This window comes from Pseudomonas viridiflava, assembly GCF_001642795.1.
GTDB classification, from domain to species: domain Bacteria; phylum Pseudomonadota; class Gammaproteobacteria; order Pseudomonadales; family Pseudomonadaceae; genus Aquipseudomonas; species Aquipseudomonas viridiflava.
In genome coordinates this window covers 357,063-383,683 of the sequence record NZ_LKEH01000018.1, presented here as the reverse complement: position 1 = coordinate 383,683, position 26,621 = coordinate 357,063, and the positions used below count along the sequence as shown (strand labels likewise).

Here is a 26,621-nt window from a genome sequence, read left to right as displayed (position 1 = left end):
GACATTTTCAGGGCGCATGACACATTAAGGCAAGTCAGGCGCCTGTCACTCGCTGTAAAACATTACAGTGGAGATGCACTTTATGACCCACAGGTCACTTGAATGTGACTGCTTTGCGATTCTGGGTGAGGAAAAAACAGGGCCGGGAGGCCCTTGCGATGTGGTGTAAGGAGCGATCCGGCTGACTGGCAGCCGGATTTTCCTCAAAAACAGACGGGATTAGAGAGACGCGAGGGTAAACGCTGTGCCCTTCAAGGACAGATTGGCGTTGTAGGCTTCATCCTGCGAGAACTGTGCTGACCATTTGCCGATCAACGCATCGCTCGCAGACTCAGGGGCATCGATCCTTCCAGAATGGATAACCTGAACATGCGGTGTCCAGACCGTCAGATACCCCGCCTGGCCTGCTTTCAGACACAGGTCGACGTCACCCAGCGCTTCGGCGAACGGCCCTTCGTCCAGACCGCCGACGTCATCGAACAGCGACTTGCCAATCATCAGGCAGGCCGATGAAACCGCCGAGTAGTTCTGCTCGACGACCAGACGCTGCATGTAACCCCGGGATCTTTTCGATTCACCCACAAAGCCTGATCCCACTGCACCGTTTAGCCCGAGAACCAGACCTGCCTGCGTGATGGTGCCGTCCTTTTCAATAAGCCGGACACCGACAACGCCAACCTCAGGGCGCTGGGCCTGGTTGAGCAATGACTCAATCCAGCCGACATTGACGATCTGACTCTCGGCATCCAGCAGAATCAGGTATTCGCCCTTGGCTTCCTGGCTGACGAGATTGCGCAGTGCCGAGATACTCACGCGCTGTTCGGCCTTGAATACGCGGACACGGCTGGAGAGCTTCTCCTGCTGATCAAGCCAGGCGGTCAGTTCGGAGGACGAGCTCTGGTTGTCGGCGATCAGGACTTCATAACGCTGATAGCGGGTGCGCTGCAAAATGCTTTGCAGGCATCGCTGCAGCTCGGGCAGGTTGTCCTGACTGTGCAACAGGATCGAGACCATTGGCCGGTGACTGTGGCGATAGTCGATCTTGTAGGTGCCAGGCAGCGCTGAACCGACTTCGGCCTGATAACCGCGATGGCTCAGATGACGAGTCAAGGCCTTCTGCTCATCCGGGTTGTCTTCAAGCTCCGGTGCCTCGCAGATCAACAGCGGCTCGCTGAGATGAGCCAGACCGCTCATGCCGCCCTGCTCGATCAGACGCAGCAGCAGGTCGAATTCCAGCGCTTTCGGAAATTCCCGGGCATAACCGCCCACCTCGACCAGCAGGTCGCGGCGAATCAGCCAGTGACGCGCCATGAGGGCTGGCACACTTTGCAGCAAATCAAGATTGAAGCCTGGACGAAACAGCGGCGCCAGCGTGCCATTGGGCTGACGTTGAATCTCGTCCACGGCAACAGCCCTACAGTGCGATGCATCGATCAATTGGGCGCTGGCCAGCAACAGACCGCTGCGGGTGAACTCGTCACCGGCCTGCGCCAGCATCAACCAGTCACTGGGCGACTGCTTGATGACCTGATTGATTCTGTCAACGTAGTTGCTCTCGGTGACTTTCACAAAATGCAGAGTGTTTTGCAGCGTCGTCGCTGCAGGCAGCTCGCCGGTGGTGAACACAATCACCTTGAACGACCGGTAATGGCCGTTCATCAGGCTGTCGAATGTGGCCTGCAACTTGAAGACGTCAGCCTCCAGATCCAGCAACAGGATACCGATCTGCGATCCGGCAGGCTGTTTCGAAAGGCGGGCCATAAGCGTTTTCAATTGCGCAGGCTTCGGATCGCGCGAGTCCAGCCAGCTCAGCAGGCGCCCCGATTCCATGCGGTCGAGCAGCCGGCTGTTACTGTGACTGGAAACTGCGAGCAGACGCTGCGCCCAGGCAGAGATGTCCTCGGCTTCCCCGTCATCGTCTGCAGAGCCGGCAAGTTCTTTCGCCAATGCCTGAACGACATCAATGCTGAACGCGTACGTGGCATAGGCCTGCCACAACCGACTGATCCGCGTCTCCGTATCGGGGTTGCTCTGCGGGCGCAACAGCTCGAATTGTTTGAGCAGCGCAGCTTCAAGTCCTTCCATTTGCAGGCGACCTGCCGGGAAGACGTGAATCAGAAACTCGATTCGAGCCAACTCGTCAAAGAATGGCTGGTTATAGAACGGCAGATCGACAAACTGCCGAGGCTCGAAGTGCGCTTCTGAGCACGCAAGACCGACGCTCCATAGCGCGCTGAACAGTTTCTCATCCGCTTGCCACGGCTGGGTTTCAAGACCGTCCGCTGCGGCTTGAAGCCCCTCAAGAACGGTTTGAACGCCTGGTTCCCCTACAAGACCGGACGCCTCGTCCATTGCCGATATCAGGGTGTGGGCGAATGCTTCACGCGCGGCGCGGGCCTTGGGGTCGATATGCTTGACCGCGCCCGAGACGGCCCCGCCCAGACGTGTCTGCGCGTCCTTGTCCAACGCATGATGCAGCGCATAGGGGATCGGCAATATGCGCAGTTTTGCGGCGGCCGCCAAATAAGTCATGTAGCCGAGTTCCTGCCAGTGCAACTCGGTCTGCTCTGTCACCGTGGAAAACCAGCGACGAGCCAGTTCGGTACGGGTCACGGCGTTGAGCAACGAGATCCCCTGCCCCAAAAAGCTCAATAACCGTTCTGCGGATGACTCGCTGGCATAATCCTCGGCGATCCGGCGATCCCGGCGCATGTAATCCACCTGACCGACCAATGCCTGATAGCTCAGGCTGTAGCCCTGACAGGCGCCGTACGCGTCGTTTTTTTCCAGAAAGCTCAGCGCCTCGACCACGGCGTCGGGCAACAGAAAACTGTCGACACTGGCGTACACCACGAACGGCGTGGTCACGTGCCGAAGGCCTTCGGCCAAAACGGCGTTCAAGCCTTTTTCGGCAAACGCTGCAGCGTGCACGTAGTGCAGGTCCGCAATCGCGGCGATTCCGGCAGCCGGTTCCGGCGAGGTATCCACAAGGACGACGCTGCACGGAAAACTGCCGTAGTACTTCAACGCTCGACGCAGGAAATCCGGCTGGTCCTGATTCAGCAACAGTAGGGTCAGACGCTGATTCAAGGGTGTGGCTTCATTCCCGAAGTGGCTTTGCATACTCTTTCCTATAGCGAACCGATAACACCTTCAACCCGGTCCGAGCCGGCATTGAAGCAAGAACAGAACATAGCAGCTTCAGCACCCTGGACCGACTCCGGTCCGGTTTCCGAGCCGTGCGCGAGCTCAACAGATAAAGCGTCAGTCCGGCAGCCAGCCGTTGGCCCAGTATTGCAGGTTGTCCCCGCGCAACATGAAGTCACGCAGCACGGTTTCGCGCAACTCATCCCCCATACGGTAACTGGCATTGGGGTCGGACAAATGCATGCGAATCGCCTGCAGCCACTCTTCCGGGCTGTTGGTGAGTACGCGGGTAGCCGGTAAATGGCCACGGTAGGCTTCTGTATCCGAACAGATCACTGGATAGCCGCACGCGCCGTACTCCAATAGCCGCAAATTGCTCTTGCAGTCATTGAAGATGTGAAATTCCAGCGGTGCCAGGGCCAGGTCCAGATTAAGACTGGCCAGCTTGGCCGGGTACGTACTCAGACTGACGCCTGGGTGATACTCATGGATATAGGGCCTGAGCAAGTCGGGGCACATGCCGAAGAGCACCCATTCGACTTCATCGGCCAATTCACGCACTACATCGACAATCAGCTCCAGATCACCGCGATGACTGGTTCCGCCGCCCCAGCCGATGCGAGGCTTGCCAGACGTACGACGCTTGCTTTTCAGCCCGTTCCACAGATGCGGGGCCAGCATGTTTGGCACCACGCGAATATCGCTGTGCATGCTGGACAGCGCCTGAGCCAGCGGATGAGTCGACACCACCACGCGATCACACAGCCCAATGCCCTTGCGCAACATCTGACCAATGTTGTCAGGCATGTTGCGCCGATGCTCGTTAAGCAGCGGAACGTCGGCAATGTAGTCATCCAGCTCGAAAATGCGCATTGCATTCGAGAAATTCTTCACCTGAATGATGTCGGGAATCTTGGCCTCGCTGTAACGCCCTTGAAGGATCACCACATCCGGGGACATGCGCTCGACCTCGACAATCGACGGCGAGTGATACGCCAGACTGCCCAGCACGCGTCCAGCGGCCTTCAATTCGATCAGAGGCTGGCTGACCCGGTAGTGCCCCACTGCTGACGAATTGACGATCATGCCCAGAATGGTCGGCAGATGCCGAGCGCAGAACGGGTTCCAGCCATCCAGCAGACCAGGTTCCAGATCGAAGGATAGCGCTTCATGGAGACTCAGATTGGGGTTGTAGGCCGGGTCACGGGCGATCGCCGGCAGCCACTTCTGGTAGAAAGCGTTCTGCTCGTCTTCAAGCGCTTTTTTCGACGTATCGGAACGCACAGCGGCAGCAGGTTCGGCCAATACGACCGTCGAATCGGGCGTACCGACTATCAGGTAGCCGCTGCGTCCGACGCGCATGCACAGGTCAAGATCCTGCAAGCCTTGGGTGAAGGTTGGCGCCTCCAAACCATCAACGCTCTGGAATATGTCCTTGCGCACCATCAGGCAATTACCGCTGACTGCACTCCAGTTCTGCGTCACTTGCAGCCGCTGCATATAGCTGTTCGAGCCCGCGTGGAAATTGAAGAATGGTCTGCCAGCCACGCCTTCCATCCCCAGCACCATCCCTGCGTACAGCACATTGCCTTGCGGGTTGATGATTCGAGGGCCGACGATACCAACCTCGGGACGCTGAGCATGATTGAGCAGGGTTTCCAGCCAGTCGGCCTGATGGATGATCGAGTGAGGGCTGAGCATGACCAGATAGTCGCCACGCGCTTCGCGCGCCGCCAGGTTCTGCGCGGTGGCCTCGCTGCCGGTTTCAGACAATGTGAAAATCCGTAGCTTCTCGGTGCCCAGTTGCCCCATCGCGGCAAACCAGGCTTGCGCTTCAGGGGTTTCACTGGCCTTATCAACGATCAACACTTCGTAATTCAGGTAGGACGTGTTGCTCAGCAGGCTGTCGACACAACGCTCCAGCGCCGCCAATTGGTCGTGCGTCGTGATAATGATCGATACCAGCGGCCGCTCCGGGTGCAGGTATTCGATGCGATTGATCAGCGACGACTGGTCATGATGGATCAGATGCTCTCGGCCAATGCGTGTCAGGTGAGCCGACACCAGCGGCTCACTCTTCATGATCACTTCAGGCAGCGACAGCCAGTCAGCGAACGCAAGCTCTGATTCGACCTGAACTTCCGCGATGTGCTCGATGGTCTGCAACCCCGGGCCTTCCACTAGACGCCAGATCACGTCGTGGGGTGCCAGCTCTGCGTGCGCAGAGTCGAATCCGCCCATTGCCAGCAGGTTGCGTCGCTCGAAGGCGAGCGCGCGCCCGACATACGGATAGGCGCGCATCAGGTCCAGGTTGAATCCGGGCTTGAAAATAGGCTCGCCGGATTCGTCCTCGATGATCGCACCTTCGTCACTGTAGGCGCACAGCATGCCGGGGATGTGCGCAATGCGTTCGGCCAGCACCAGCAGCGAAGTGGATGTCAGCCTGTCACCGGCACGCAGCAGGTACACCCAGTCGGCCTGCTCCAGCAACGGCAGCACGTCGTTCAACTGCTGCGCCTGATCAGGGTGCAAGGCAAAGCGCAGCACTTGCGGATCGTTGATGCTCGTTGCCGTGGTCAGCACCACAACGGCTTCAGCCGCGTAGTCCTGTTCGGCAATGCTGCGCAGCGTAGTGTCCAGGTGCTCGGCACTGCCCTCGGCATCAATAATCACCGGAACGATACGCGGCAGCCACGGCCAGCTCGCAATGCGCTGTTCAAGAAGCTTTTTCTGCGGTTTGCTGAACTGACGGCAGGATAGCCAATCCTCGTAAAGCTCGGCATAACTCTGACTTTCAGCGCCCACCCGGCTTCGCATGACGCCCTGCCGATTGGCCATGATGCCGTAAATACCAACCTCGTCCCACTCTTCGCGTGGCTCCTGCGAAGCCTTGCGCAGCGGCAGAAACCTTACCCACCCCTGGGCTGGTGCCTGCTCGCCACTGCGGGCCTTGAGCATTTCGGAAATCCAGCCCCATTCAGTCACTGCCAACTGATTCATTTCAGGCTGACGACTCAAACGCCCCGGATGCAGACGCTCTATATTTTCGATGCTGTGCAGCGTGACAAGATTGCCGCGGCGCAACAGGCAGATGAACAGCGTGAAATCCAGCGTTGCGATAAAACCCTCGCCGGGCTGCGCAATCGATGGCAGCAACTCCAGAACATCGGCCCTGCGCATCAGCGCACCGCTGAATCCACCCAGATAATTGCGCGGCGTGCGCTCGAAGATGGCCAGCATGTCATCGCCTTTGTACAAGGCGTCGTAAGGCACAAGCCCGACGTTTTCCATACGTGCCGGCAATATGTAACTATCGGCGTCCACCAGATGACGCCTGCCAACCACCAATTTTACATCGGCATTCGCCTCGAGCACCCGAGCCTGATTCAGCACGCAGTAGACATAGAGCCTGTCGTCGTCGCACAGAAACTTTATGTATTCGCCGCTGGCTTCTTCCAGGCAGCGAAGAATGTTGCGCTGAAAGCCAAGGCGCTGAGCGTTGCGCACGTAACGCGCCCGGCTGTCAGGCGCAGACGCCAACTCGTCGAAAATGGCCTTGATTTCGTCAGTCCGGCAATCATCGCAGACAATGATTTCCAGATTGTCGTAGACCTGATCCAGCGCACTTTGCAGCGCCTGGCGGAAGAAGCGTGGATTGAAGGCGGGAATGACGACACTGACGAGGGGGACTGGATTCACTATTGCAGACTCGCGAGCGGCGGGAAGCGACCGGTCAAGTGGCTCCCCTCACCGCTGAAATAAAGACGGCGGATGCTCAACGCCAAGGTTACAGCTGGCTGAACAGGTTCAACTTGGACAACTGGACAAACACCTGCTGAGAGGCATCCAGCATGGTCTTCTGCAACGTCAGGCGTGTCGTGGCTTCAATGATGTCAGCGTTCACATAAGTGCCCTGCTCGACCGTGTTGTTGCCCTTGAGCAAATCATTCGTCGTCCCTTGCGCCATCGCAGCGAGCTGACGTGCACCGCCTGCTGCCTTCGCGGTAGAGACCTGCTCGATGCTGCTGCTCAGGTTACCCAGCGCCGACGTCATCGATGCATTGAGCTTTTGCGTTGCAACCAGATCGCCATCAGCCGGAGTACTCAATGCCTTGATGGCAGCCGTCAATGTGTTCAGCACGTTTTCAGTCTGACGGGTACCGGACTGAACGACGAACTGGTCACCTGCGGCCGGTGTGCCGTTGATCGCGAAATTGACCCCGGAAGCCTTGGCGTTGCCCCCTGCCATCGTCCCCGAAGAAACTGGCGTGCTGCTGCCGGTAATGGGCGAAGCATACAGTTCGTAATCAGTGGCGCTGGTGAACCTGAGAATCGCGCCGCCGGTAGGGAATGTATTGTTGTACGCAGTCAGATCTGCAGCACTTGTGCCCACAGCCGAACTGCTCACGGTCGCGCTGGATGCGTTGCCGGGACTGCGGGTTGCATTGACGTTGTCCGGGGTCGACGCAAGGCTGTAGCTTCGATTGGTCATGGCGGCGTCTGCGGTGGCAGTCGTCGCCTTTTCCGCAGCAGACAGGTTGACGTTCAGGTTCATTTCCACACCACGGAATGTGAAGGTCTGAGCGCCAATGCCGCCGCTGGTGTAGTTGCCTGCTGACGAAGCGTCTGTAGTGACGTCCTTGCCGGTGCCGTCGGTAATCCTGAATTGCGTACTGCTGGAGAACGTCAGCGTGTACGGCTCGCCACCCTGATAGGCAGAGTTGTAGACGCTGGTGGAGGTGACCAGGCCGCCGGACAGCACAACTTTGCCATCTTCCGTTGCCGGGGAAAGCCGCGTAGCGGACGTGCGCGTCGAGTTGATCGACAGCTCGAACGCCTCGTAGCCAGTGGTATTGCTGGCCAACACCAGGCCATCACCCACAGAGAGGTTCATGCTGGTCTGGTCGCCGTTGTACACGTAAGTGCCGTCGGCAGACTCGGTATACGCGGGCGTCGACGACTTGGAACCGGAGAAAATGTACTGCCCGTTGCTGTCCTGACTGTTCATCAGGCCCAACAGTTGGCTTTGATACTGCTTCAGCTCATTGGCGATGGCGATACGGCTCGCATCGGTGTACGTACCGTTGCCTGCCCTTACAATCGCCTCTCGAGCCGACTGCATGGTGTCGGTGATGTTGCTCATCGCCGTTTCGGAGTTGTCTACGTTGGTACTGATCGTGGCAATGTTCGATTCATACTGGGTCAGCATCGCGTTCTGCTGAGTGAGCTGCAGAACACGCGCCGCCCCTACCGGATCATCGCTCGCCGTGTTGAGCTTGATGCCGCTGGAGACTTCCTCGCCCGTCTTGATGACGTTCGAGTAGTTACGCTGATAGTTAGCGGTCGTGGATTCGTAGATCTGGGTGGTTGAAATACGCATGGCTCACGATTCCTTAAAGACTGTTGATCAGCGTGCTGAAAATGGTTTGGGCCGCCTTGATGATCTGCGAGGAGGCGGTGTAGTACTGCTGATACTTGATCAGGTTGGCCGCTTCTTCGTCCAGCGATACACCGGACACCGAGTCCCGTGCGGCCTTGGCCGTTGCCAGGACCGACTCGTTGGCCGTCACATCGCTCTTGGCCTGGGCGGTTCGCGTGCCGACCACCGAGACGATGTCTGCATAGGCACCGGAAAGGCTGGTGCCGACACTGCCACCCGTCACGCCTACCGATTTGGAGGTCTGCAGGTTGATCATCGCCAGCGCGTTGCGGTTATCGGAAGAACCTGCGCCCGTCAGACCGATGCTGAAGGTGTCATTGACAATCGGCGTTCCGGAAAGGGTCATCTCGACCTCGAACGCCGTCCGGGTATTGGGCGTCGTGGTCGTGTCGGTATAACCGACGGCGAGCTTGATCTGGTTGTTCTGGCCCTGAATGATCGAACCACCGACAGCGTTGCCATTCTGGTCGAGCACAGCGGCACCGGTTGCATCCACCAGCGAATAGCTCTGAACGCCTGTAGCACTGGCAGCACCCATCACCAGCTTCATGGGCGTGGTGGTTTTCAGCGCATTGCGCAGATCGGCGGTTTGCGCGGAGTTGTAGATATCGGACTTGGTGGCAACCACCGGCTGGGTAAAGCCGCCGGTACCGGAGTTGCTGGTACCCGCCGTTGCGGTCAGGGGCGCCGCTGCCGCAATGTCCTTGGGATCAGTCAACGCCACAGCGATACCGGAGGCACCGTTGCGGGTCGGCGTCACTTTGAAGATGTCGCCGGCAGCCACCGCATTGCCACTCAGGCTCATGCTGAAGCCTTCGAACTGCTTGGGCGGGTTGTCGCTCAACGCACCTGTACCCACGCTTTCGCCGTTGGGCAGGCGACGTATCGTGTAGTTGTTGGTGTCGCTGAACGTGACTTCGTAATCATCGGCGGTCAGCTTGCTGGTGTCTTTGATGGTGACGCCCAAGTTGCCGGAGCCGGTGCTGTTGTTGACGTTGCCGGTGCTGCGCTGAAGGATCGCATCAGCGCTGTTGATGCTGGCGTACAGACCTGAGCCGAAGTTGCCCTTGCTGTCGATGCCCTGGCTCATCTGGCTGTTCATCTGATCGGCCAGCACCATGGCCACACGCCCCAGCTCATTGGCAGCCGGAACCAGTATGTCGGCGCGATAACGCAGAAGACCGCCAATCGAACCACCACTCACGACCGAGGTAACGTCTGTCTTGGTCTGACCGTAAGTGATCTGCAGGTTGTACTGCAACGGATCGGCCGCGCTCGGCGACGCACTCATGGTATAGGCGTTCGCACCACTGACCAGCGATTGTCCGGTGCCGGTGTAGACATCGTAGTTGCCGTTGTTTTCGACCACTTTGACGCCGACCAGCTCGTTGAGCTTGCGAACGGCTTCGTTGCGCGAGTCCAGCAACGAGTTGGGCGTGGTATTGCCTGCCGACGCCTGGGTAATCTGCTTGTTAAGACCGGCGATCTGCTTGGTCAGCTCGTTGGCCTGAAGCGTGAAGGTATTGAGCTGTGCGTTGACGTTATCGTTCTGCGAGGTCAACTGTGCAGCCACCGAGTTGAAGCGCCCGCTGACCGAGGTTGCCTGGGTCAAAAACGCCGAGCGGCTGGACGCCTGCGTGGCGCTGCTGGCGACGCTCTGCAACTTGGTGAAGAAATCTGTCATTTGCGCGGCAACGCCGGTCGTACTGTCGGACAACAGCTGATCGGTTTTGGTCGCCTGCCCGGAGTAAGCCGTGGCATCGGCCTTGAGCGCTGTACTGGATTGCAATTGGCTGTCTAGGTAGCTGTTGTAGATGCGACGCACGTCGGACAGCGTGGTGCCGGTGCCGATGTAGCCGACACCCAGACCGATGTTGATCTGTGCCGACGCCGTGGTCATCACCTGCTGACGCGAGTAACCGGCGGTATCCACGTTGGCCGTGTTGTTACCGATGGTGTTGATCGCGGCACTGCTGGCATTGATACCTGAGAGCCCAATTGAAATCAGCGACATGATTAAAACCTTATAAAGTCGTGGAAGAGCCCGTTGCAGCGGCGTACGTCTGGTAACTCTTCATCTGCTTCGCAATCTGCGAAATCTTGCTGGCATAGTCCGGATCTGTTGCGTAACCGGCCTTCTGCAATTCTTTTACAAACTGTTCTGGTTTATCGGCCGAATTGACCACTTCTTTATATCGATTGTTGTTCTGCAGCAGACTGACCAGGTCGTGGAAGCTGTCGGCATAGGAGGTATAGGAACGGAAGTCTGCCGTCTCCTTGACCATCTTGCCGTCGCGGAACTCGCTGGTGATCGCACGCGCTTCCGGCCCTTTCCAGCTGCCGGCCGCCTTGATGCCGAACAGGTTGTGACTGCTGCTGCCATCCTGCTGACGCATGATGGATTTGCCCCAGCCGGTTTCCAGTGCAGCCTGTGCCACCAACATGACCGGATCCACGCCAATACGCGCAGCGGCTTCTTTGGCGAGCGGCAACATGGTTTCGACGAACTGATCGGCATTGCTGAACGCCCGCTTGGCCGGTGCCAGCGGTGGCTGGGCCATGGTGCGCACGTACTCCGGCGCAGGCGCCAGATTCGGATCCATAGTCCAGTCGCCGTTCTGGCCGCTGGCGCTGGCTACAGCGCGTGACGGCATCGGGCTGTTGGCTACGTTGGCAGCGGCGGTGGCCGACGGCACGATCCCCGCCAGCAACCTGTCAGTCAGCTTGGTCGGCAGCGACAGACGACGCGCATTGAGCAGCGCCATGTCGTTGCGGCCTTCACCGGACGCCGAAGCAGCCGCAGCCGCCTGATCGGCAGCCACCGAACGGGTGGCCCACAGCGGACGCTGATAGACGCTGGTCGCCAGACCGGTCTTGGAAGGCGCCGCCGGATCGGCAATTGTTGCTGCCTGATCAGTCGGCGCTGCGTGCTTGATGCCCTTGTCTTTCGAGAGCTGACGCATCAGTACGTCCTGCAGACCAATACCGTTGCCACGGGTGGACAATGTCACGGCCAGCTGCTGGTCATACATGTCCTGATACTGCCGCGTCGCCGCGGTGTTCATCGGGTTGTCCTTGGCCAGCACTTCGTTGGCCGAACGCATGGCCTTGAGCATCTGGCTGACGAACAGCGACTCGAACTCCTGGGCGACCTTTTTCTGGTTCGCCACACTGTCCTTGTCGCCATGCTTCAGCGATGCCAGACGATTGACGTCGGTATAGGCGCCCGAGTCGACCGGCGTGGAAATTCCACCCTTGATGTCCATGTACGCGCCCTCAGATGACGATCAGGTCGGCTTGCAATGCGCCGGCCTGCTTCAAGGCTTCGAGGATGGCCATCAGGTCACCGGGCGCAGCGCCCACCTGATTGACCGCGCGGACGATTTCGTCAAGCGTGGTGCCTGGACCGAACTTGAACATCGGGTGCAGTTCCTGCTGGGCATTGACCCGCGAGCGAGGGACTACAGCCGTCTGGCCACCGGACAACGCGCCCGGCTGGCTGACAATAGGGTCTTCAGTGATAGTCACGGTCAGGCTGCCGTGAGTCACGGCGGCTGGCGATACTTTCACGTTCTGACCGATCACGATGGTGCCGGTCCGCGAATTGATGATGACCTTGGCAGCCGTCTGGCCCGGATCGACTTCCAGGTTTTCCAGAATCGACAGGTAATCGACACGCTGACCCGGATCCAGAGGCGCGGTCACGCGAACCGATCCGCCGTCCAGCGCCTGAGCCACGCCTGGGCCGAGCAGGTCATTGATCTTGTCGACGATGCGCTTGGCGGTGGTGAAGTCGGAACGGTTGAGGTTCAGCGTCAGGGTGTTGCCCTGATTGAAGCCGCTCGGCACCGAGCGCTCGACCGACGCACCGCCAGGGATACGACCCGACGACGGAACGTTGACTGTAATCTTTGAGCCGTCACGGCCTTCCGCGTCAAAACCACCCACCACCAGGTTGCCCTGAGCGATGGCGTAGACGTTGCCGTCGACACCTTTCATCGGCGTCATCAACAAGGCACCGCCACGCAGGCTCTTGGAGTTACCGATCGAAGAAACGGTGATGTCGACTGTCTGGCCCGGCTTGGCGAACGCAGGCAGGTCGGCGTACACCGCCACCGCCGCAACGTTTTTCAACTGCACGGTGCCGGAACCGGCTGGCACCTTGATACCGAACTGCGACAGCATGTTGTTGAAGGTCTGCAGCGTGAATGGCGTCTGGGTGGTCTGGTCGCCCGTACCGTTGAGCCCTACCACCAGACCGTAACCGATCAATTGGTTGGCACGCACGCCGGAGATGCTCGCGATGTCCTTCAGACGTTCGGCGTGTGCGCCGAACGCTGTGGTCAACAACAAGGTCGCGGCTATCAGTTGCTTGAGCTTGATCATGTCTATCCCGCTATCAGAAAGGGAACAACGGGCTGAGGAAGAACCGGTCGAACCAGCCTGGCTGGCTGGAATCGGCGAAGGCGCCTGTCCCCGAATAGGTGATGCGTGCATCGGCAATGCGTGTGGACGAAACGGTGTTGTCGGTAGCAATATCGTCAGCGCGAATCAGACCGGCAATGCGCACCAGTTCGTCACCGGTGTTGAGCGTCATCCACTTCTCGCCACGTACCGCCAGAATGCCGTTGGGCAGCACGTCGGCCACCGTCACGGTCACGGAACCGGTGAGGCTGTTGCTCTGGGCAGCCTGACCACTGCCATCAGTGGCACGCTTGCCGTTATACCCGGCGTTCAGGCTCAGATCGTTGCTGCCGATCGGGTTATTGGTGGTCAGGCCCGAGCCGAACAACGAAGTCAGCCCAATGCTGTTGGTACTGTCTTTTTTCAGCGCCGAACTGGCCGCCTTGCTTGCTGCCATACGCTCAGAGAGCGTGATGGTGATGATGTCGCCAACCCGGAACGCCTTGCGGTCGCCATAAAGGTTCTGCTCGAAGCCTGCCTGATAGATCGCACCGTTGTTGGCCGCAGCCGACATCGGTGTGCGCGGCAACACCGGCGCGTAATAAGGGTCATTGGGCTTGGCGGACGGCGCCACGCAGCCCGACAGCAAAGCGATCCCGCACAATGAAGCGATCAACACTGAAAAACGCGGAACAACACTTAGGTGCTTCATGACACTTGAAACCTCGCGGTGTAACAGACGCTTATCAGGCGCCGCATCGGATTGAGCTTGAGCAACAGGCGGATCAAGGTGTTACAGGTTCTGAGTCAGGTTCTGCAGCATCTGGTCGGCGGTCGAGATCACTTTGGAGTTCATCTCGTAGGCGCGCTGGGTGGTGATCATGTTGACCAGTTCCTCAACCGTGCTCACGTTGGAGTTTTCCAGGGTGTTCTGCAGGGTAGGACCGAGGCCGTTCAGACCTGGCGTGCCGATCTGCGGCGCGCCGCTGGAACCGGTTTCCAGATACAGGTTGCCGCCGATGGCCTGCAGGCCGGCCGGGTTGATGAAGTCGGCGGTCTGGATGTTGCCGATGATCTGCGGCGTCGCGGTGGCGCCCGCCAAGGTGACCGAAACCGTACCGTCCTGACCGACCGTGAAGGTCTGGGCATTCTGCGGAACCACGATTGCAGGCTCGAGGGCATAACCGTTGGCGGTCACGATCTGGCCGTTGGCGTCCAGGTGGAAGGTACCGTCGCGGCTGTAGGCTACGGTGCCGTCCGGTTGAGTCACCTGAAAGAAACCACGACCGTTGACGGCCAGGTCCAGCGGGTTGTTGGTGGTCTGCAGGCTGCCGGCGGTGAAGTTCTTCTGCGTGCCGACGATGCGCACACCGGTACCCAGTTGCAGGCCGGAAGGCAGCTCGCTGTCCTGAGTGGACTGGGCGCCTGGCTGACGCTTGATCTGGTAGAGCAGGTCCTGAAACTCGGCGCGATCGCTCTTGAAACCTGTGGTCGACACGTTCGCCAGGTTGTTGGAGATCGTGGTCAGGTTGGTGTCCTGAGCGGCCAGGCCGGTTTTGGCGACGTATAGTGCAGGAAGCATGTAGATTCTCCTCGAGCGCCGGTTTGTCGGCGCAAGCTGTCAATAGTTAGCCAATCTGCAAGACGCGAGCCATCGACTGGTCGTCTTCTTCGGCGGTCTTCATCATCTTGACGTGCAGCTCGAACTGACGAGCCAGGGCCAGCACCGAGGTCATCTCCTCGACGGCGTTCACGTTGCTCGCCTGCAGGAAACCGGACTCGACCTGAACGTTGGCATCCGCGTCGGCAGGCCTGCCGCTCTTGGTGTGGATCAGACCATCGGGGCCCTTCTCCATCGTCTTCAGATCAGGGTTGACCAGCTTGATCCGGTCGACCTGCGCCATCACCTGAGGGCTTTCGCCAAGCGAACGAATACTGATGGTGCCGTCGGCGCCGATTTCGATCTGCTGCTGAGGCGGCACGGCAATCGGACCGCCGTTGCCCATTACCGGCAAACCGCTGCCGTCGCGCAGCACACCCAACGCATCGATGTTCATGCCGGAACTGCGGGTATAGGCTTCGCCGCCATCGGGTGTCTGGACCGCAATCCAGCCGTTGCCCTTGATGGCGATGTCCAGCTCACGACCGGTCTCGACCATCGCGCCGCCGGAAAAATCGGTGCCTGGACGCTCGCTCATGGCGTAGGCGCGCGAAGGCATGACCTCGCCATACACGGGCATTGAGCGGGCCTGTTCCAGGTCGCGCATGAAGCCGTTGGTCGACACGTTTGCCAGGTTGTTGGCATGGGCCTTCTGCGCGATCGCGTTTTCAGATGCACCGCTCATTGCGACGTAAAGCAACTTGTCCACAGTCTTCCTCCTCCGACAGACGCTTGCCGCCTGTAGCTGTTCTGACAGGGAGAAAGCAATTTTCGAACCAACTCTTTGCGCACGATACAAACGCTTGATTTACCAGCAAAAACGGGCGCGCTACAGATGACCTGTGGCAAACGGCTATCCGATAGCGGCGGCAGACTGCCGCCTGCCTGCCAACACGGAGGACACACCGCCAAAAAAACTTCACTGCCCCCGCGTCACAGTAGACAGGCAGTGATAATCTTGCGCTCACCACCCTGCACATCGGGAATCGACATGCCTGCTCGCACCTGGATTATCGGCATCGTCACCGCCAGCCTGACGACCTTCGCCCTGCTCGCCCACGCAGCGCCTGCCCACTATTACAAGTGGCAGGGCGACAGCCGTATCGTCTGTGCACAGACCAGCCCGGGGCCGGGCTGGACGCGATTGAAAGGTCACTTCGTCAAATCCGACTGCTCGATCTGAGCAGCCTCCCGACAGGTCGTTTTCGGATTGATCGTCGAGAAAACAAAAAGCCCCTTGAAGGGGCTTTTTGTTTATCGCAAAACCGACTTCATCAAGTCATCTGAATGGTGGTCTGCATGATGGTGCTTTGCGTCGAGATGGTCTTGGCGTTCGCCTGATAGTTGCTCTGCGCCTTGATCAGGTTGACCAGTTCCATGGTCAGGTCAACGTTGGACTCTTCCAGCGCCTGGCCGGTGATGTAGCCCAGAGTGCCCGACTGTGGAGTACCGCTGACCGGAACGCCCGACGCGAAGGTTTCACGCCAGTTGGTGCCGCCCGCCTGCGCCAGACCCTGCACGTTGGCGAAGTTGGTCAGCGAGGTCTGACCGATCACTTGCGACTTGCCGTTGGTGTAGGTGGCGAACAGGTTGCCGGTTGCATCCACGCTCATCGCGCTCAACTGGCCGGTCGCGTAACCATCCTGATCCTGAGTGAGCAGACCCGATACCGAAGCAGTCTGGGTGATGCCGGACATGTTCAGCTTGATCGTGGCCGCACCCGCAGCACCGTTGGCAGCCCAGGTCGTCGTGGTACCGGAACCGGTCTGCACGCCTGGCACCCAATTGTTGACGTTGAAGGTGCCGTCAGTGTTGAACGTGATGTTCGGGCTGTTGGTAGGTACAGCGCCAGGCGCGGTCACAACCAGATTACCCGCCGAGTTGAAGGTCAGGTCGTTCTTGTCGGCAGTGGTGGTGGCCGGGTTGGCGATGCTGCGGCCATCCATCAGCGAGTACATGGACCATGTGTTGGTGCCTGTCTTGACGAAGTACTGGTCCAGGGTGTGTGCATTACCCTGAGAGTCGTAAGTCGGCGTGCTGTACTTCATGTTGTAGCTTTTGGTATCTGTGGCATCGAAGGTCGACAGACTCGGCAATGGTGTCACCGAGTTCAGGTTGGCGACGTTGGTGATCGAACTGGTAGGCTTGGGCTCCAGGTTCGACGAATCAACGCGCAGATCGCTCAGTGCACCGGTGACGACGCTGCCATTGGCATCGACGTTGTAACCCTGCAGTTTCATGCCGCCGCTGTTGACGACAAAACCTTCCTTGTCGGTGTGGAACGCACCGGCACGGGTGTACAGCTTCTCGCCATTGTTGCTGAGCTGGAAGAAACCGTTGCCGTTGATGGCAAGGTCAAGGCTGTTGGCGGTGCCCGTGGTCAGGTTGCCCTGAGAGAACTGCTGGGAAACCGCTGCAGTGGAAACACCGCTGCCCACGTTGGTCTGGCCGGACGTACCGCGAATCGATTGCGCATACTGGTCGGCGAATTCCGCACGAGACGATTTGAAGCCGGTGGTCGCTACGTTGGCAATGTTGTTGCCGGTAACGTCAAGACTCTTGTTTGCAGCATAGAGCCCACTAAGACCGATATTGAAAGACATATTCCACTCCTGCGCCGTCTAGTCGGCTCTATATTCCGATCGTTTGAACTTTGGACAAGGCAACACTGCCGCTGGCCAGGTTGAGCTTTGTTTCAGCACCATTGACGCCCAGCGTGACGCTGTTGACGATCGCAGGCAGGTAAGTCGTGAACTGGGTGTTCTTGCCGTCAACCGAACCTGCAGCCGTGAAGCTGTAAGTACCGGCAGGTGCCACGGTGCCGTCGCTGGCCTTGCCATCCCAGGCAAAGCTGGTCGAACCGGCTGGCAGCGTGCCGAGGTCCACGGTATTGACCAGGTTCGACTGGGCGTCGTAAATCTTGACGCTCGTCACAGAGCTGGTCGCTGGCACTGCGATGGAGCCGACCATGCCCTTGGTGGTGTCAACCGCTGTGGAGCCGGCATTGATGATTACCGAGCGACCTACCAGCGACGACGCCTGGAGCGCCTGGGACGACTGGTAGCTGCCGGCAATCGAATCAACAGTAGAGGTCAGGTTCTGCAGGCTTTCCACACTGCTGAACTGAGCCAGCTGCGCCACAAACTCAGTGTTGTCCTGAGGATCCAGCGGGTTCTGGTTCTTCATCTGCGTGACCAGCAACTGCAGGAAGGAATCCTTGCCCAGCGTGCCCGTCGAATCAGTCTTCGTCGGCGTCGGGTTCTGAAGCGAGTTTACAAAACTCGTCGATACATTATTTTCAACGGCCATATCTTTCGCCTTCTATCACTGACCGAGGGTCAGAACCTTCTGCATCATGGATTTTGCGGTGTTCATGATTTCAGCGTTGGTCTGGAACGAACGACTGGCGGAAATCATGTCGGCCATTTCTTCCACGACATTGACGTTGGGGTAGTAGACATACCCGTTCTTGTCAGCCGAAGGATGATTGGGCTCGTAGCGCGCTTCGAGGTTGGAACTGTCTTCGATGATGCCGTTGACCTGAACGCCCTGCCCGGCTTCGCCCTGGTCCTGGAACAGCGAGCCACCCGTGGACTGCTGACCCTGCATCACGGTGGCGAACACCGGATGACGGGCGCGGTAGGTGGCGTCAGCGCTCGAGGAAACGGTCTCGGCGTTGGCGATGTTACTGGCCGTGGTGTTCAGACGCGTGGTCTGGGCACTCATGGCGCTACCGGCAATGTTGAACACATTGGCTAGTGACATGAATTACTCTCCGCGAAGGGCTGCAACCAGCCCTTTGAATTTGCTGTTGAGCAAAGTGAAGCTGGCCTGGAAGCCCATGGCGTTCTCGGTGTAGCTGGCCTGCTCGACCTGGGAATCGACGGTGTTCTGGTCAAGCGATGGCTGCGACGGCGTGCGGTACATCAGCGTGCCATCCTGATTGCCCATGCCCTCGGCTTCGATGTGGCGACTGTTGGTCTTGTTCAGCGCAAAATGGCCGTTCTGGACCTTGTCGTTCTCGGCAGCCAGCACCGACGAAAAGTCGAGATCGCGCGCCTTGAAGTTCGGAGTGTCAGCGTTGGAAATGTTGTTAGCCAACACCTCTGCACGCTGAGCCCGGAAGTTGAGGGCCTTTTCGTGAATGCCTAGCGCTTTATCGAAACTGATGCTCATGTCGGGAAACCTTTGCCGGTTGACCTGATTCTGTTGTCAGTGACAAAGCAATCGGCGTGCCACTTCTCAAAACGCAATGATTACGGGGCTTGCAGGCGGTGGCAAAGCGGCAATGCCAGAAAAGCGGCAAGGCATTTCCGCTGTAAAGAGGTAAAGCGGCAAGGTGGGTGCCGTTTTTTTGCCAGTATTTCGCCACGACCTTGCGCAGCAGGTGCCAGATCGAAGTCGGGGCTCTGGAGACTGGAAACACTCTTCGCACGGTCAATAACCTCGGGCGAGCGCAGGACTGACCTAATAAAAGGAACAATTGTCTTGGTCAGCTCATTCGGCATGAACGGCAGCGGCCAAGTCTTATGGATAGCCTTCTGATGCGTGACGACTCGATATCCGTTCACGACGCCGTCGCTCCCAGAAGCTGATCGGCTTCAGCCGACACTCACCTCAAGCACAAAAAAAAAGAGACCCGCAGGTCTCTTTTTTATTGGCTACAGATACAACCAATCACTTGGCCTTGTAAATGATCCCCGGGCTGCACTGAACCATCTGGTAGTGATCAGGCAAACCGTTGAGCGCTTCGGAAGCCCCCAGGAACAGGTAGCCACCCGGCTTGAGCGTGCCGTGGATGCGCAGCAGGATGTCTTTCTTCACCTCAGCAGAGAAGTAGATCAGCACGTTGCGGCAGAACACGATGTCGAACTTGCCCAGCGCGGCGTAGCTGTCGAGCAGGTTGAAGGAGCGGAACTCCACGCGGCTCTTGATCGGCGTCTTGACGACCCAGCGGCCCGGACTCTTGACGTCGAAAAAGCGCTGCAGGCGATCCGGCGACAGGCCGCGGCCGATGGCCAGGCTGTCGTACTCGCCAGTCTTGCAGTTGTTGAGCATCGCACCCGACAGGTCGGTGGCAACGATTTGCGCGCCAGACTTGAGCTGGCCAGGGTTGGCGCGCTCGAATTCATCGATGGACATCGACAGCGAATACGGTTCCTGTCCCGACGAACAGGCCGCCGACCAGATACGCAGTCGCTGGCCGGGACTGGCCTTGATCTGCTCGGGAAGCACCTTGTTCTTCAAGACTTCGAAGGGGTAGGTATCGCGAAACCACAGGGTTTCGTTGGTCGTCATCGCATCGACCACCTGCTCGCGCAAGCCACTGCGCGGCTGGGTCTGAATGCGCTGGACCAATTCGCCAAGCGATTTGATGCTTTGCTGTTCCATCAGTTTGTTGAGACGGCTGGACACCAGGTACTGCTTGTTTTCCCCAAGCAGGATGCCACAGGCTTTTTCCAGAAATACCCGGAACTGATCAAAATCCAAATTACCCGTAGACAAGGTGCAGCCTCTCAAATCAGGTGAATCACCGAGGACGACGCCCCCGACTGTTTATTCCGTTATTTATTCTGCTGCGTTGATGCGCGCCACGACCCTGGCTGCCAGATCATCCGGCCGGAATTTCGCGAGGAAATCGTCGGCACCGACTTTCTTGACCATCGCCTGGTTGAACACCCCGGAAAGCGAGGTATGCAGGGTGATGTGCATTTTCTGCATGCGCGGATCGTTGCGGATCGCCGCGGTTAGGGTATAGCCGTCCATCTCCGGCATTTCAATGTCGGAGATCATCATCAGAAACTCTTCGTGAGGTTTCTTGCCCTCTTCGACCATCTTGCGCAGGTAGTCCAGCGCCTGACGACCGTCGTTCAGCGCAACCACCTCCACGCCGACCGTTTCCAGACAACGACTGACCTGCTTGCGCGCCACCGATGAGTCATCAACGGTCAGCACTCGCAGCGAGATGGCTTTGTGGTGAACCTCTTCATTGATGACGCCCACCGACACCTCTTCGGAAATCGGCGCTACCTCGGCGAGAATTTTCTCGACGTCGATAATCTCAACCAGCTGATTATCGACCCGTGTGACAGCGGTCAGGTAATGGTCGCGGCCGGTGCCCTTGGGTGGTGGATGAATCTCTTCCCAGTTCATGTTGACGATGCGCTCGACCGAGTGCACCAGAAAACCCTGAACCTTGGTGTTGTATTCAGTGATGATCACGAAGGAGTTGACCAGCGAGATCATGCCTGTCGAACCGGTTGCCATCGCCAGGTCCATGATCGGAATGGTGCCGCCGCGAATGCTCGCCACGCCCCGCACGATCGGACTCGATTTGGGCATGATGGTGAGTTTCGGGCATTGCAGCACTTCTTTAACTTTGAACACGTTAATGCCATAGAGCTGCTTGCCGTCGAGACGGAACAAGAGCAACTCCAGACGATTCTGACCCACCAGCTGCGTACGCTGGTTTACCGAATCCATTACACCTGCCATGCCGACCCCCTCTTACCAAAGCAACCGTTATCCACACACCAGACTGATAAGCGGCACGGGCTTTGCTTTTTATACGTCATGAACCCAAAGACGACAATTTCTCGACACCTGGCATTAGAAACCCGCAGGCTTCTGTGCGCAATCGGCATGCTGTGCCTTTTCAGCGTGACAAACTTGTGTCGCGCGGAGAATTTCACACTGCCTGAACAGCTTATCGGCGTTACCCAAGGGTTTCTTGAGTTCACAGTAGAAGACTATTTGGCAACCAACCAGATTGAGGGTCGTCATGACATCCAGGTCAAGCAGCTCGACCCGCGTATGCGCATGAATGCCTGCGACAAGGATTTGACAGCCACACTGGAAAGCCCTCGCCCTGTCGGCCGGGTCACCGTGCGGGTTCGCTGCGAAGGCTCATCGCCCTGGACGGTGTTCGTGCCCGCTCAGGTGCAGCTGTTTCGTAACGTCGTAACCGTGATGCGCCCTCTCAAACGGGACGCCATCGTCACCGAAGATGATGTGGCAATGCGCGAGCGCGACGTCAGCAGTGTGGGCCTGGGTTTTCTGTCTTCGCTGGATCAGGCGGTCGGGCAGAAGGTTGTCCGACCAATGGTCATCGATCAGGTGGTAACACCCGTGGCGCTGGAGCAACCGCGCATGATTCACAAGGGTGATCAGGTGGTGATCATCGCCCGCAGCGGCTCTCTGGCGGTCCGCATGCCGGGCGAGGCCATGTCCGACGGCAGTTTCAACGAACAGATACGGGTGAAAAACCTCAACTCCAGCCGGGTCATCAAGGCGAACGTGACCGGTCCCGGACAGGTGGAAGTGGCCATGTGAACACATTGACACTGGTATAGAAGACGCGTTTTTTCTAGACTGCGGTAACTTTCCGACGGTGAAAGCCTCTATTTGAGAAGCTTTATCACGACGAGCCTAAAGTTTTATCGGGGATGGCCGAAAAAAGGGCAAGCGTCCAAACACCCAGAGGTTTTTTATCATGGTCATAGACTTTAATAACCGTATCAACGGTGCGCAGTCCACACCCCGCGCCAACGCCGTAAAAGAAGCAGGCAAGACCGAATCAGCCGCACCTGCCAGCAGCACTGCAGGCGTAAAAAGTACAGGGGAAACCGTTTCACTGAGCAACGAGGCTCAACAGTTGCAGAAAATCACTGACAAGCTCGCCGATCTGCCGACCGTCAACAGCGCACGCGTTGCTGAACTCAAGCAGGCCATCGCTGACGGTACTTACACAGTGGACAGCAACCGCGTTGCCAGCAAGCTGCTCAATTTCGAAACCCAACGCTAAGCCCGAGGCTCGCGCTGGATATTCTGGACGCTTAAAAACCAGAGCATGCGATGCAAGACACTACTTTGCTTCAGATGATCACCGACGACATGGTTCCGACCAGACAGCTGCATGAGCTGCTGCAGGCGGAGTCACTGATTCTTCAGGGTCGCGACATGGGCGAGATGGAACATGTACTGGCGCAGAAACAGGCGCTGGTGATTCTGCTCGAACAACATGGCCGCCGTCGCAGTCAGGTGCTGACAGGACTCGGGTTACCCTCTAACAGGCAGGGACTTGAGCAACTGGCCAGCCATTCGGACATCGGCGAGCAATTGCTTGCAGCCGCGGACGAGCTGAACGCGCTGATCGCTGAATGCCAGACGCTCAACGAGCGAAATGGCAGCCTTATTCAAATGCAACAGGTGAGCACTGCCCACCAGCTTCGCATTTTGAATGGAGGGGATACGCCGACCCTGTATGACAGTCGCGGTTCGACTGCCGGAAGAGCAAGACCACGCCCCCTCAGTCAGGCGTAACTTCCTGTATAAAGGTTTCGTGCGTAGTGGCAGAATGCCCGCTGTTGCGTTGCCGTAGTATTTTGCCTGGAGATGTAAGAACGTGAATGGCTCAAGCGCGGATGATGCTCCGCAGCCCCCGAAGGTTTTGAATACACCTTTGGAAATCGCCGCTAACCTGCGGTTACTCCTTGAAAGTCATGATCCCCTGATCATTACTTTCCACGAGCGCGCCCAGCGCTTTCAGAGCTACGTTATCGAAGTCGACCGAGAGACCAACGTCCTGGCGCTCGACGAAATGATCCCTCGCGACGGCGAACGATTCCTCACCAATGGCGAGTCCTTCCGGGTAGAAGGCTTTCACGACGGCGTGCGTATCGCCTGGGAAAGCTCGGAACAGATGGACATCGTGGACAACGACGGCCAGCGCCTGTATCGCGGGCCGCTGCCAGAGGAAGTCATCTATCACCAGCGTCGCAACGCCTTCCGGGCCGCGCTCAAGCTTGCGCAACTGGTCGATATCGAAATCGGCGGCGACAAACTCAAGTCGCCGCTCAAGGGCAAGCTGCTGGACATTTCGGCAACCGGCTGCAAGCTGCGTTTCGAAGGTGACCTTTCCGAGCGCATGCAACTGGGTCAGGTATACGAGCGATTCATCGCCAGACTGCCGTTTGGCGCAATGACCGCCCCGGTGGAGCTGCGTTACCTGCATTTCGAGGAAAGGGTTCACACCACCTTTGCCGGCGTGCGCTTCCACAACATGAGCGGGCTGGTGCAACGTCAGGTTGAACGCTTCGTGTACCAGCTGCAACGTGAAGCACGGCGCTTCGACAAAGACGACGACTTCTGACAGAACGTGCGTCTGAAGTGATTGCGGTAACCTCTACCGCAATCACGCAACACCCTCCTGATTCCCCTGCAAACCTTCCCAGTCTCAAAAACCGATCAGGCCTTCCAGGTTTCCTCTTCGCGTTCCCGCTCGCCGTCTGCTGCCTGCCCGGTCTCGGCAACCTGCCCTTCTGGCGCTGAAACGTGCTCGGCCACCGGTTCCGACTCAGGCTCAGGCTCAGGCTCGACAGTGGTTTGCATCTGATCTTGTACAACCTGTTCGTCCACACGCGGGTCAAGTGCCACGACAAGAGGCGAACTGGACATGCTGTCCGGCATGGCCACGTGGTGCAGCGGCGCATTCTCGACCTGGTGCAGGTGCGTAACGGCCTTGGGACGAATCAGCAGCATCAGTATGGCGCCAGCGCCGCAGACGAACACGTACAGCATGTGCCCGCCGAACATTTTCATGATCACACCCGCCGCCAGCGGACCGATGCTTGCGCCGATCCCGTAGGTCATCAGCAGCATGGCGGTCAGCGATACGCGCCGCTCCGCCTCCACATGGTCGTTGGCGAACGCCACGGCCAGTGGGTACAGACAGAACTGCATCAGCGAGGCCAGAAAGCCCACACCGAACAGCACTTCCACGGGCACGCTGGGGAAAACGGCAAGGGGCAGCGACGCCACGAACAGCGCTGCGGCGAACACCCGCATCAGTACCGAACGATCATAACGGTCGGACAGCAGGCCCAGCGGCCACTGCACCAGAAACCCCGCCAGAATGCAGCAGCCCATGAACAGACCCACCTGCTCGGTCGTCAGCCCCTGCTCCGCCGCGTAGACCGGCGCCAGACCGTAGAAGGAGCCGATGATCAGGCCGGCACCCAGCACGGCTGTCAGTGACTGTGGCACCCGCTTCATGAAGAACAGTGGTTCGAGTGGCGCGGGATGCAATGGCGCAGGGTGAATGGCGCGGGTCATGGCAACCGGCACCAGACACAGTGCAAAACACAGGGCCACCAGCATCAGCAATTCAGGACCCAACTGCGGATGGACCACCAGCACCAGCTGCCCCAGCACCAGCCCCAGGTAGGACGCGATCATGTATCCGCTGAACACCATGCCCCGCTGCTTGGCCGCGGCCTGCTCGTTCAGCCAGCTTTCGATGACCATGTATTGACACATCATCCCCAGGCCGACGATGACCCGCAGAATCAGCCAGGCAGGCAGCCAGGTGATCAGGCCATGCCCCAGCACTGCCGCACCGACGATCCCCGCACAGGTCGCATAAGCCCGAATATGGCCGACCCGGCCGATGAGCCGGTGGCCGATCTTGCCGCCCAATACCAGGCCGAAATAGTTGGCCGCCATCAAGGCGCCGACCCACAGACTGTCCACCTGATCGGCAGCCAGGCGCAGGGCCAGATAGGTGCTCAGCAGACCCGAGCCGATCAACATCATCAACGAGGCAAAATACAGCGCTCGAAAGGACTTCCAGATTTGGCGCATCGACATTCCAAAATACGGAGTCGCCTGAACAGGCGAGCCCGAAACAACGTTCTTTAAATCTGGGCAGCCAGTACGCGCCGTTCCCAGGGGGTAATTTCATCGAGAAAGCTGGTCAGTTCCAGGGTCTTCGACGCAATGTAGCCTTCGATGAATTCATGACCAAACAGTTCCTTGGCAGGATGACTGCATTTCAGACGCTCAAGGGCGGCCTGCAAGGTACACGGCAACGTCAATTCTTCCGGCACCTGGATCTCGCCCTGCACGGCAGGTGTCGGCTCGATGCCCCGCTCGATCCCGTACAGCCCCGCCGCGAGGCTGGCAGCGATGACCAGATAAGGATTGGCATCGGCACCCGGCAGACGATTCTCGACGCGCCTGGCCGACGGTGCACTGGCGGGAATTCGCAGACCGGCGGCGCGGTTGTCATAGGACCAGCAGGCGTTGTTGGGTGAAGCGAACGGATGGAATAGGCGCTGGTAAGAGTTCACGTTCGGCGCGAACAAGGCTGTGAAGTCTGCCATACAGGTCTGCAGCCCACCGATGAAGTGCCGGAACGTCGGCGTCGACTGGCCGTCCTCGGCGCTGAATACATTGCGGCCGGAGACGGCATCCACCACGCTCTGATGCAAGTGCATCGAACTGCCGGGCGTGTTCGCCAGCGGTTTGGCCATACAGACCACAATGACGCCATGTTTGAGCGCCACTTCCTTGAGCAGGTGTTTGAACAGAAAGGTCTGGTCGGCCAGCAGCAACGGATCGCCATGCAGCAGGTTGATTTCAAACTGACTGACGCCCATCTCGTGCATGAACGTATCGCGTGGCAGGCCCAGCGCCGCCATGCAGGCGTACACCTCGGTGAAGAACGGCCGCAGCCCGTTGTTTGAACTGATGCTGAAGGCCGAGTGCCCCAGCTCGCGACGACCGTCCAGCCCTACAGGCGGCACGAACGCCTGAAGCGGATCCGGATTGGGGGCAAACACAAAGAACTCGAGTTCAGTGGCTACCACCGGAGTGAGGCCGTACTCGGCATAGCGCGCGAGGACGGACTTGAGCTGACCGCGTGTCGAAAGCGCGCAGCTGGTACCGGTCAATTCATCGGCGTCGCAAATGGCCAGTGCACGTGGCTGATCGCTCCACGGCAGACGATGCATCTGCGCAGGGTCGGGGACCAGCGCCACGTCACCGTCATCACTGCCGTAGAAACGCGCCGGTGGATAACCGCCCATGATGCATTGCAACAGCACGCCACGCGCCATCTGCAACCGCCGCCCTTCCAGAAAGCCTTCGGCAGTCATGACTTTGCCACGCGGCACGCCATTGAGGTCCGGC

At 58.7% G+C, this 26,621-nt stretch carries 22 protein-coding genes; 5 read left to right on the top strand and 17 right to left on the bottom strand.

Features of this window, described 5'->3' with window-relative positions:
* Positions 1–219 precede the first annotated feature (219 nt).
* The 9 genes from AO065_RS05525 to AO065_RS05485 form a co-directional block, all read right to left on the bottom strand.
* A complete protein-coding gene (locus tag AO065_RS05525) occupies positions 220–3,123 on the bottom strand; it encodes a glycosyltransferase family 2 protein (protein WP_004880730.1) in 2,904 nt (967 codons plus the stop codon).
* A 141-nt stretch (positions 3,124–3,264) separates the two neighbouring features.
* On the bottom strand, positions 3,265–6,846 hold the full coding sequence (locus AO065_RS05520; protein WP_004880729.1) for a glycosyltransferase: 3,582 nt from the start codon (positions 6,844–6,846) through the stop codon (positions 3,265–3,267).
* A gap of 88 nt (positions 6,847–6,934) precedes the next feature.
* Complete coding sequence (locus AO065_RS05515; RefSeq protein ID WP_004880727.1) at positions 6,935–8,527, bottom strand: flagellar hook-associated protein 3; 1,593 nt, start codon at positions 8,525–8,527, stop codon at positions 6,935–6,937.
* A 13-nt stretch (positions 8,528–8,540) separates the two neighbouring features.
* A complete protein-coding gene (flgK, locus tag AO065_RS05510) occupies positions 8,541–10,601 on the bottom strand; it encodes a flagellar hook-associated protein FlgK (protein ID WP_004880725.1) in 2,061 nt (686 codons plus the stop codon).
* 10 nt (positions 10,602–10,611) lie between these two features.
* Positions 10,612–11,853, bottom strand: a complete 1,242-nt coding sequence (gene flgJ, locus AO065_RS05505; protein ID WP_004880724.1) for a flagellar assembly peptidoglycan hydrolase FlgJ — start codon at positions 11,851–11,853, stop codon at positions 10,612–10,614.
* Between the two features lie 10 nt (positions 11,854–11,863).
* Entirely contained in the window at positions 11,864–12,973 is a 1,110-nt protein-coding gene (locus AO065_RS05500; protein WP_004880722.1) for a flagellar basal body P-ring protein FlgI, read from the bottom strand.
* Between the two features lie 13 nt (positions 12,974–12,986).
* Positions 12,987–13,703, bottom strand: a complete 717-nt coding sequence (flgH, locus tag AO065_RS05495; protein ID WP_004880720.1) for a flagellar basal body L-ring protein FlgH — start codon at positions 13,701–13,703, stop codon at positions 12,987–12,989.
* Positions 13,704–13,784: 81 nt separating this feature from the next.
* On the bottom strand, positions 13,785–14,573 hold the full coding sequence (gene flgG, locus AO065_RS05490; RefSeq protein WP_002554310.1) for a flagellar basal-body rod protein FlgG: 789 nt from the start codon (positions 14,571–14,573) through the stop codon (positions 13,785–13,787).
* A gap of 46 nt (positions 14,574–14,619) precedes the next feature.
* On the bottom strand, positions 14,620–15,360 hold the full coding sequence (locus tag AO065_RS05485; protein ID WP_004880718.1) for a flagellar basal body rod protein FlgF: 741 nt from the start codon (positions 15,358–15,360) through the stop codon (positions 14,620–14,622).
* 282 nt (positions 15,361–15,642) lie between these two features.
* Here AO065_RS05485 and AO065_RS05480 point away from each other — a divergent pair, with 282 nt between their 5' ends.
* Positions 15,643–15,834, top strand: a complete 192-nt coding sequence (locus tag AO065_RS05480; protein ID WP_004880715.1) for a hypothetical protein — start codon at positions 15,643–15,645, stop codon at positions 15,832–15,834.
* 91 nt (positions 15,835–15,925) lie between these two features.
* Here the strand turns inward: AO065_RS05480 and flgE are convergent, their stop codons facing one another.
* The 6 genes from flgE to AO065_RS05450 all read right to left on the bottom strand — a co-directional run bounded on the left by flgE (position 15,926) and on the right by AO065_RS05450 (position 21,146).
* Positions 15,926–17,254 carry a flagellar hook protein FlgE gene (gene flgE / locus AO065_RS05475; RefSeq protein ID WP_004880714.1) on the bottom strand — a complete coding sequence of 443 codons (1,329 nt, stop codon included), beginning with the start codon at positions 17,252–17,254 and terminating at the stop codon, positions 15,926–15,928.
* A 28-nt stretch (positions 17,255–17,282) separates the two neighbouring features.
* On the bottom strand, positions 17,283–17,960 hold the full coding sequence (locus AO065_RS05470; RefSeq protein WP_004880713.1) for a flagellar hook assembly protein FlgD: 678 nt from the start codon (positions 17,958–17,960) through the stop codon (positions 17,283–17,285).
* A 15-nt stretch (positions 17,961–17,975) separates the two neighbouring features.
* Complete coding sequence (gene flgC / locus AO065_RS05465) at positions 17,976–18,416, bottom strand: flagellar basal body rod protein FlgC (protein ID WP_004880711.1); 441 nt, start codon at positions 18,414–18,416, stop codon at positions 17,976–17,978.
* 3 nt (positions 18,417–18,419) lie between these two features.
* Positions 18,420–18,827, bottom strand: a complete 408-nt coding sequence (gene flgB / locus AO065_RS05460; protein WP_004880709.1) for a flagellar basal body rod protein FlgB — start codon at positions 18,825–18,827, stop codon at positions 18,420–18,422.
* A 501-nt stretch (positions 18,828–19,328) separates the two neighbouring features.
* Positions 19,329–20,156, bottom strand: coding sequence for a protein-glutamate O-methyltransferase CheR (gene cheR, locus AO065_RS05455; RefSeq protein ID WP_004880708.1), 828 nt, complete (start codon positions 20,154–20,156; stop codon positions 19,329–19,331).
* 63 nt (positions 20,157–20,219) lie between these two features.
* Entirely contained in the window at positions 20,220–21,146 is a 927-nt protein-coding gene (locus AO065_RS05450) for a chemotaxis protein CheV (protein WP_004880707.1), read from the bottom strand.
* Positions 21,147–21,224: 78 nt separating this feature from the next.
* Between AO065_RS05450 and flgA the strand changes: the two genes are divergently transcribed.
* From flgA to AO065_RS05430, 4 genes are all read left to right on the top strand, one after another.
* Positions 21,225–21,983 carry a flagellar basal body P-ring formation chaperone FlgA gene (gene flgA / locus AO065_RS05445; protein ID WP_025995188.1) on the top strand — a complete coding sequence of 253 codons (759 nt, stop codon included), beginning with the start codon at positions 21,225–21,227 and terminating at the stop codon, positions 21,981–21,983.
* 160 nt (positions 21,984–22,143) lie between these two features.
* The gene (gene flgM / locus AO065_RS05440; protein WP_004880704.1) at positions 22,144–22,455 is read left to right on the top strand and encodes a flagellar biosynthesis anti-sigma factor FlgM; all 312 of its coding nucleotides are present in this window, start codon (positions 22,144–22,146) and stop codon (positions 22,453–22,455) included.
* 50 nt (positions 22,456–22,505) lie between these two features.
* Positions 22,506–22,973 carry a flagella synthesis protein FlgN gene (locus AO065_RS05435; RefSeq protein ID WP_004880702.1) on the top strand — a complete coding sequence of 156 codons (468 nt, stop codon included), beginning with the start codon at positions 22,506–22,508 and terminating at the stop codon, positions 22,971–22,973.
* Between the two features lie 82 nt (positions 22,974–23,055).
* Positions 23,056–23,802: a flagellar brake protein gene (locus AO065_RS05430; RefSeq protein ID WP_025995185.1), complete on the top strand. Its 747-nt coding sequence runs from the start codon at positions 23,056–23,058 to the stop codon at positions 23,800–23,802.
* 95 nt (positions 23,803–23,897) lie between these two features.
* Here the strand turns inward: AO065_RS05430 and AO065_RS05425 are convergent, their stop codons facing one another.
* Together AO065_RS05425 and AO065_RS05420 are read right to left on the bottom strand one after the other, a co-directional pair.
* Positions 23,898–25,292, bottom strand: a complete 1,395-nt coding sequence (locus tag AO065_RS05425) for an MFS transporter (protein ID WP_032650627.1) — start codon at positions 25,290–25,292, stop codon at positions 23,898–23,900.
* Between the two features lie 53 nt (positions 25,293–25,345).
* Positions 25,346–26,587 (bottom strand): glutamine synthetase family protein, encoded by a 1,242-nt coding sequence (locus AO065_RS05420; RefSeq protein ID WP_163023853.1) that lies wholly within the window; start codon positions 26,585–26,587, stop codon positions 25,346–25,348.
* Between the last annotated feature and the right edge of the window lie 34 nt (positions 26,588–26,621).

Bases quoted from the DNA above. Each gene is read 5' to 3' on its own strand.
- flgJ (WP_004880724.1), bottom strand. From the start codon at position 11,853: ATGGACATCAAGGGTGGAATTTCCACGCCGGTCGACTCGGGCGCCTAT.
- flgA (WP_025995188.1), top strand. From the start codon at position 21,225: ATGAACCCAAAGACGACAATTTCTCGACACCTGGCATTAGAAACCCGC.
- AO065_RS05480 (WP_004880715.1), top strand. From the start codon at position 15,643: ATGCCTGCTCGCACCTGGATTATCGGCATCGTCACCGCCAGCCTGACG.
- AO065_RS05470 (WP_004880713.1), bottom strand. From the start codon at position 17,960: ATGGCCGTTGAAAATAATGTATCGACGAGTTTTGTAAACTCGCTTCAG.
- AO065_RS05525 (WP_004880730.1), bottom strand. From the start codon at position 3,123: ATGCAAAGCCACTTCGGGAATGAAGCCACACCCTTGAATCAGCGTCTG.
- AO065_RS05425 (WP_032650627.1), bottom strand. From the start codon at position 25,292: ATGCGCCAAATCTGGAAGTCCTTTCGAGCGCTGTATTTTGCCTCGTTG.
- flgE (WP_004880714.1), bottom strand. From the start codon at position 17,254: ATGTCTTTCAATATCGGTCTTAGTGGGCTCTATGCTGCAAACAAGAGT.
- flgC (WP_004880711.1), bottom strand. From the start codon at position 18,416: ATGTCACTAGCCAATGTGTTCAACATTGCCGGTAGCGCCATGAGTGCC.
- AO065_RS05435 (WP_004880702.1), top strand. From the start codon at position 22,506: ATGCAAGACACTACTTTGCTTCAGATGATCACCGACGACATGGTTCCG.
- flgM (WP_004880704.1), top strand. From the start codon at position 22,144: ATGGTCATAGACTTTAATAACCGTATCAACGGTGCGCAGTCCACACCC.
- flgG (WP_002554310.1), bottom strand. From the start codon at position 14,573: ATGCTTCCTGCACTATACGTCGCCAAAACCGGCCTGGCCGCTCAGGAC.
- AO065_RS05450 (WP_004880707.1), bottom strand. From the start codon at position 21,146: ATGGCAGGTGTAATGGATTCGGTAAACCAGCGTACGCAGCTGGTGGGT.
- flgH (WP_004880720.1), bottom strand. From the start codon at position 13,703: ATGAAGCACCTAAGTGTTGTTCCGCGTTTTTCAGTGTTGATCGCTTCA.
- AO065_RS05500 (WP_004880722.1), bottom strand. From the start codon at position 12,973: ATGATCAAGCTCAAGCAACTGATAGCCGCGACCTTGTTGTTGACCACA.
- flgB (WP_004880709.1), bottom strand. From the start codon at position 18,827: ATGAGCATCAGTTTCGATAAAGCGCTAGGCATTCACGAAAAGGCCCTC.
- flgK (WP_004880725.1), bottom strand. From the start codon at position 10,601: ATGTCGCTGATTTCAATTGGGCTCTCAGGTATCAATGCCAGCAGTGCC.
- AO065_RS05515 (WP_004880727.1), bottom strand. From the start codon at position 8,527: ATGCGTATTTCAACCACCCAGATCTACGAATCCACGACCGCTAACTAT.
- AO065_RS05420 (WP_163023853.1), bottom strand. From the start codon at position 26,587: ATGACTGCCGAAGGCTTTCTGGAAGGGCGGCGGTTGCAGATGGCGCGT.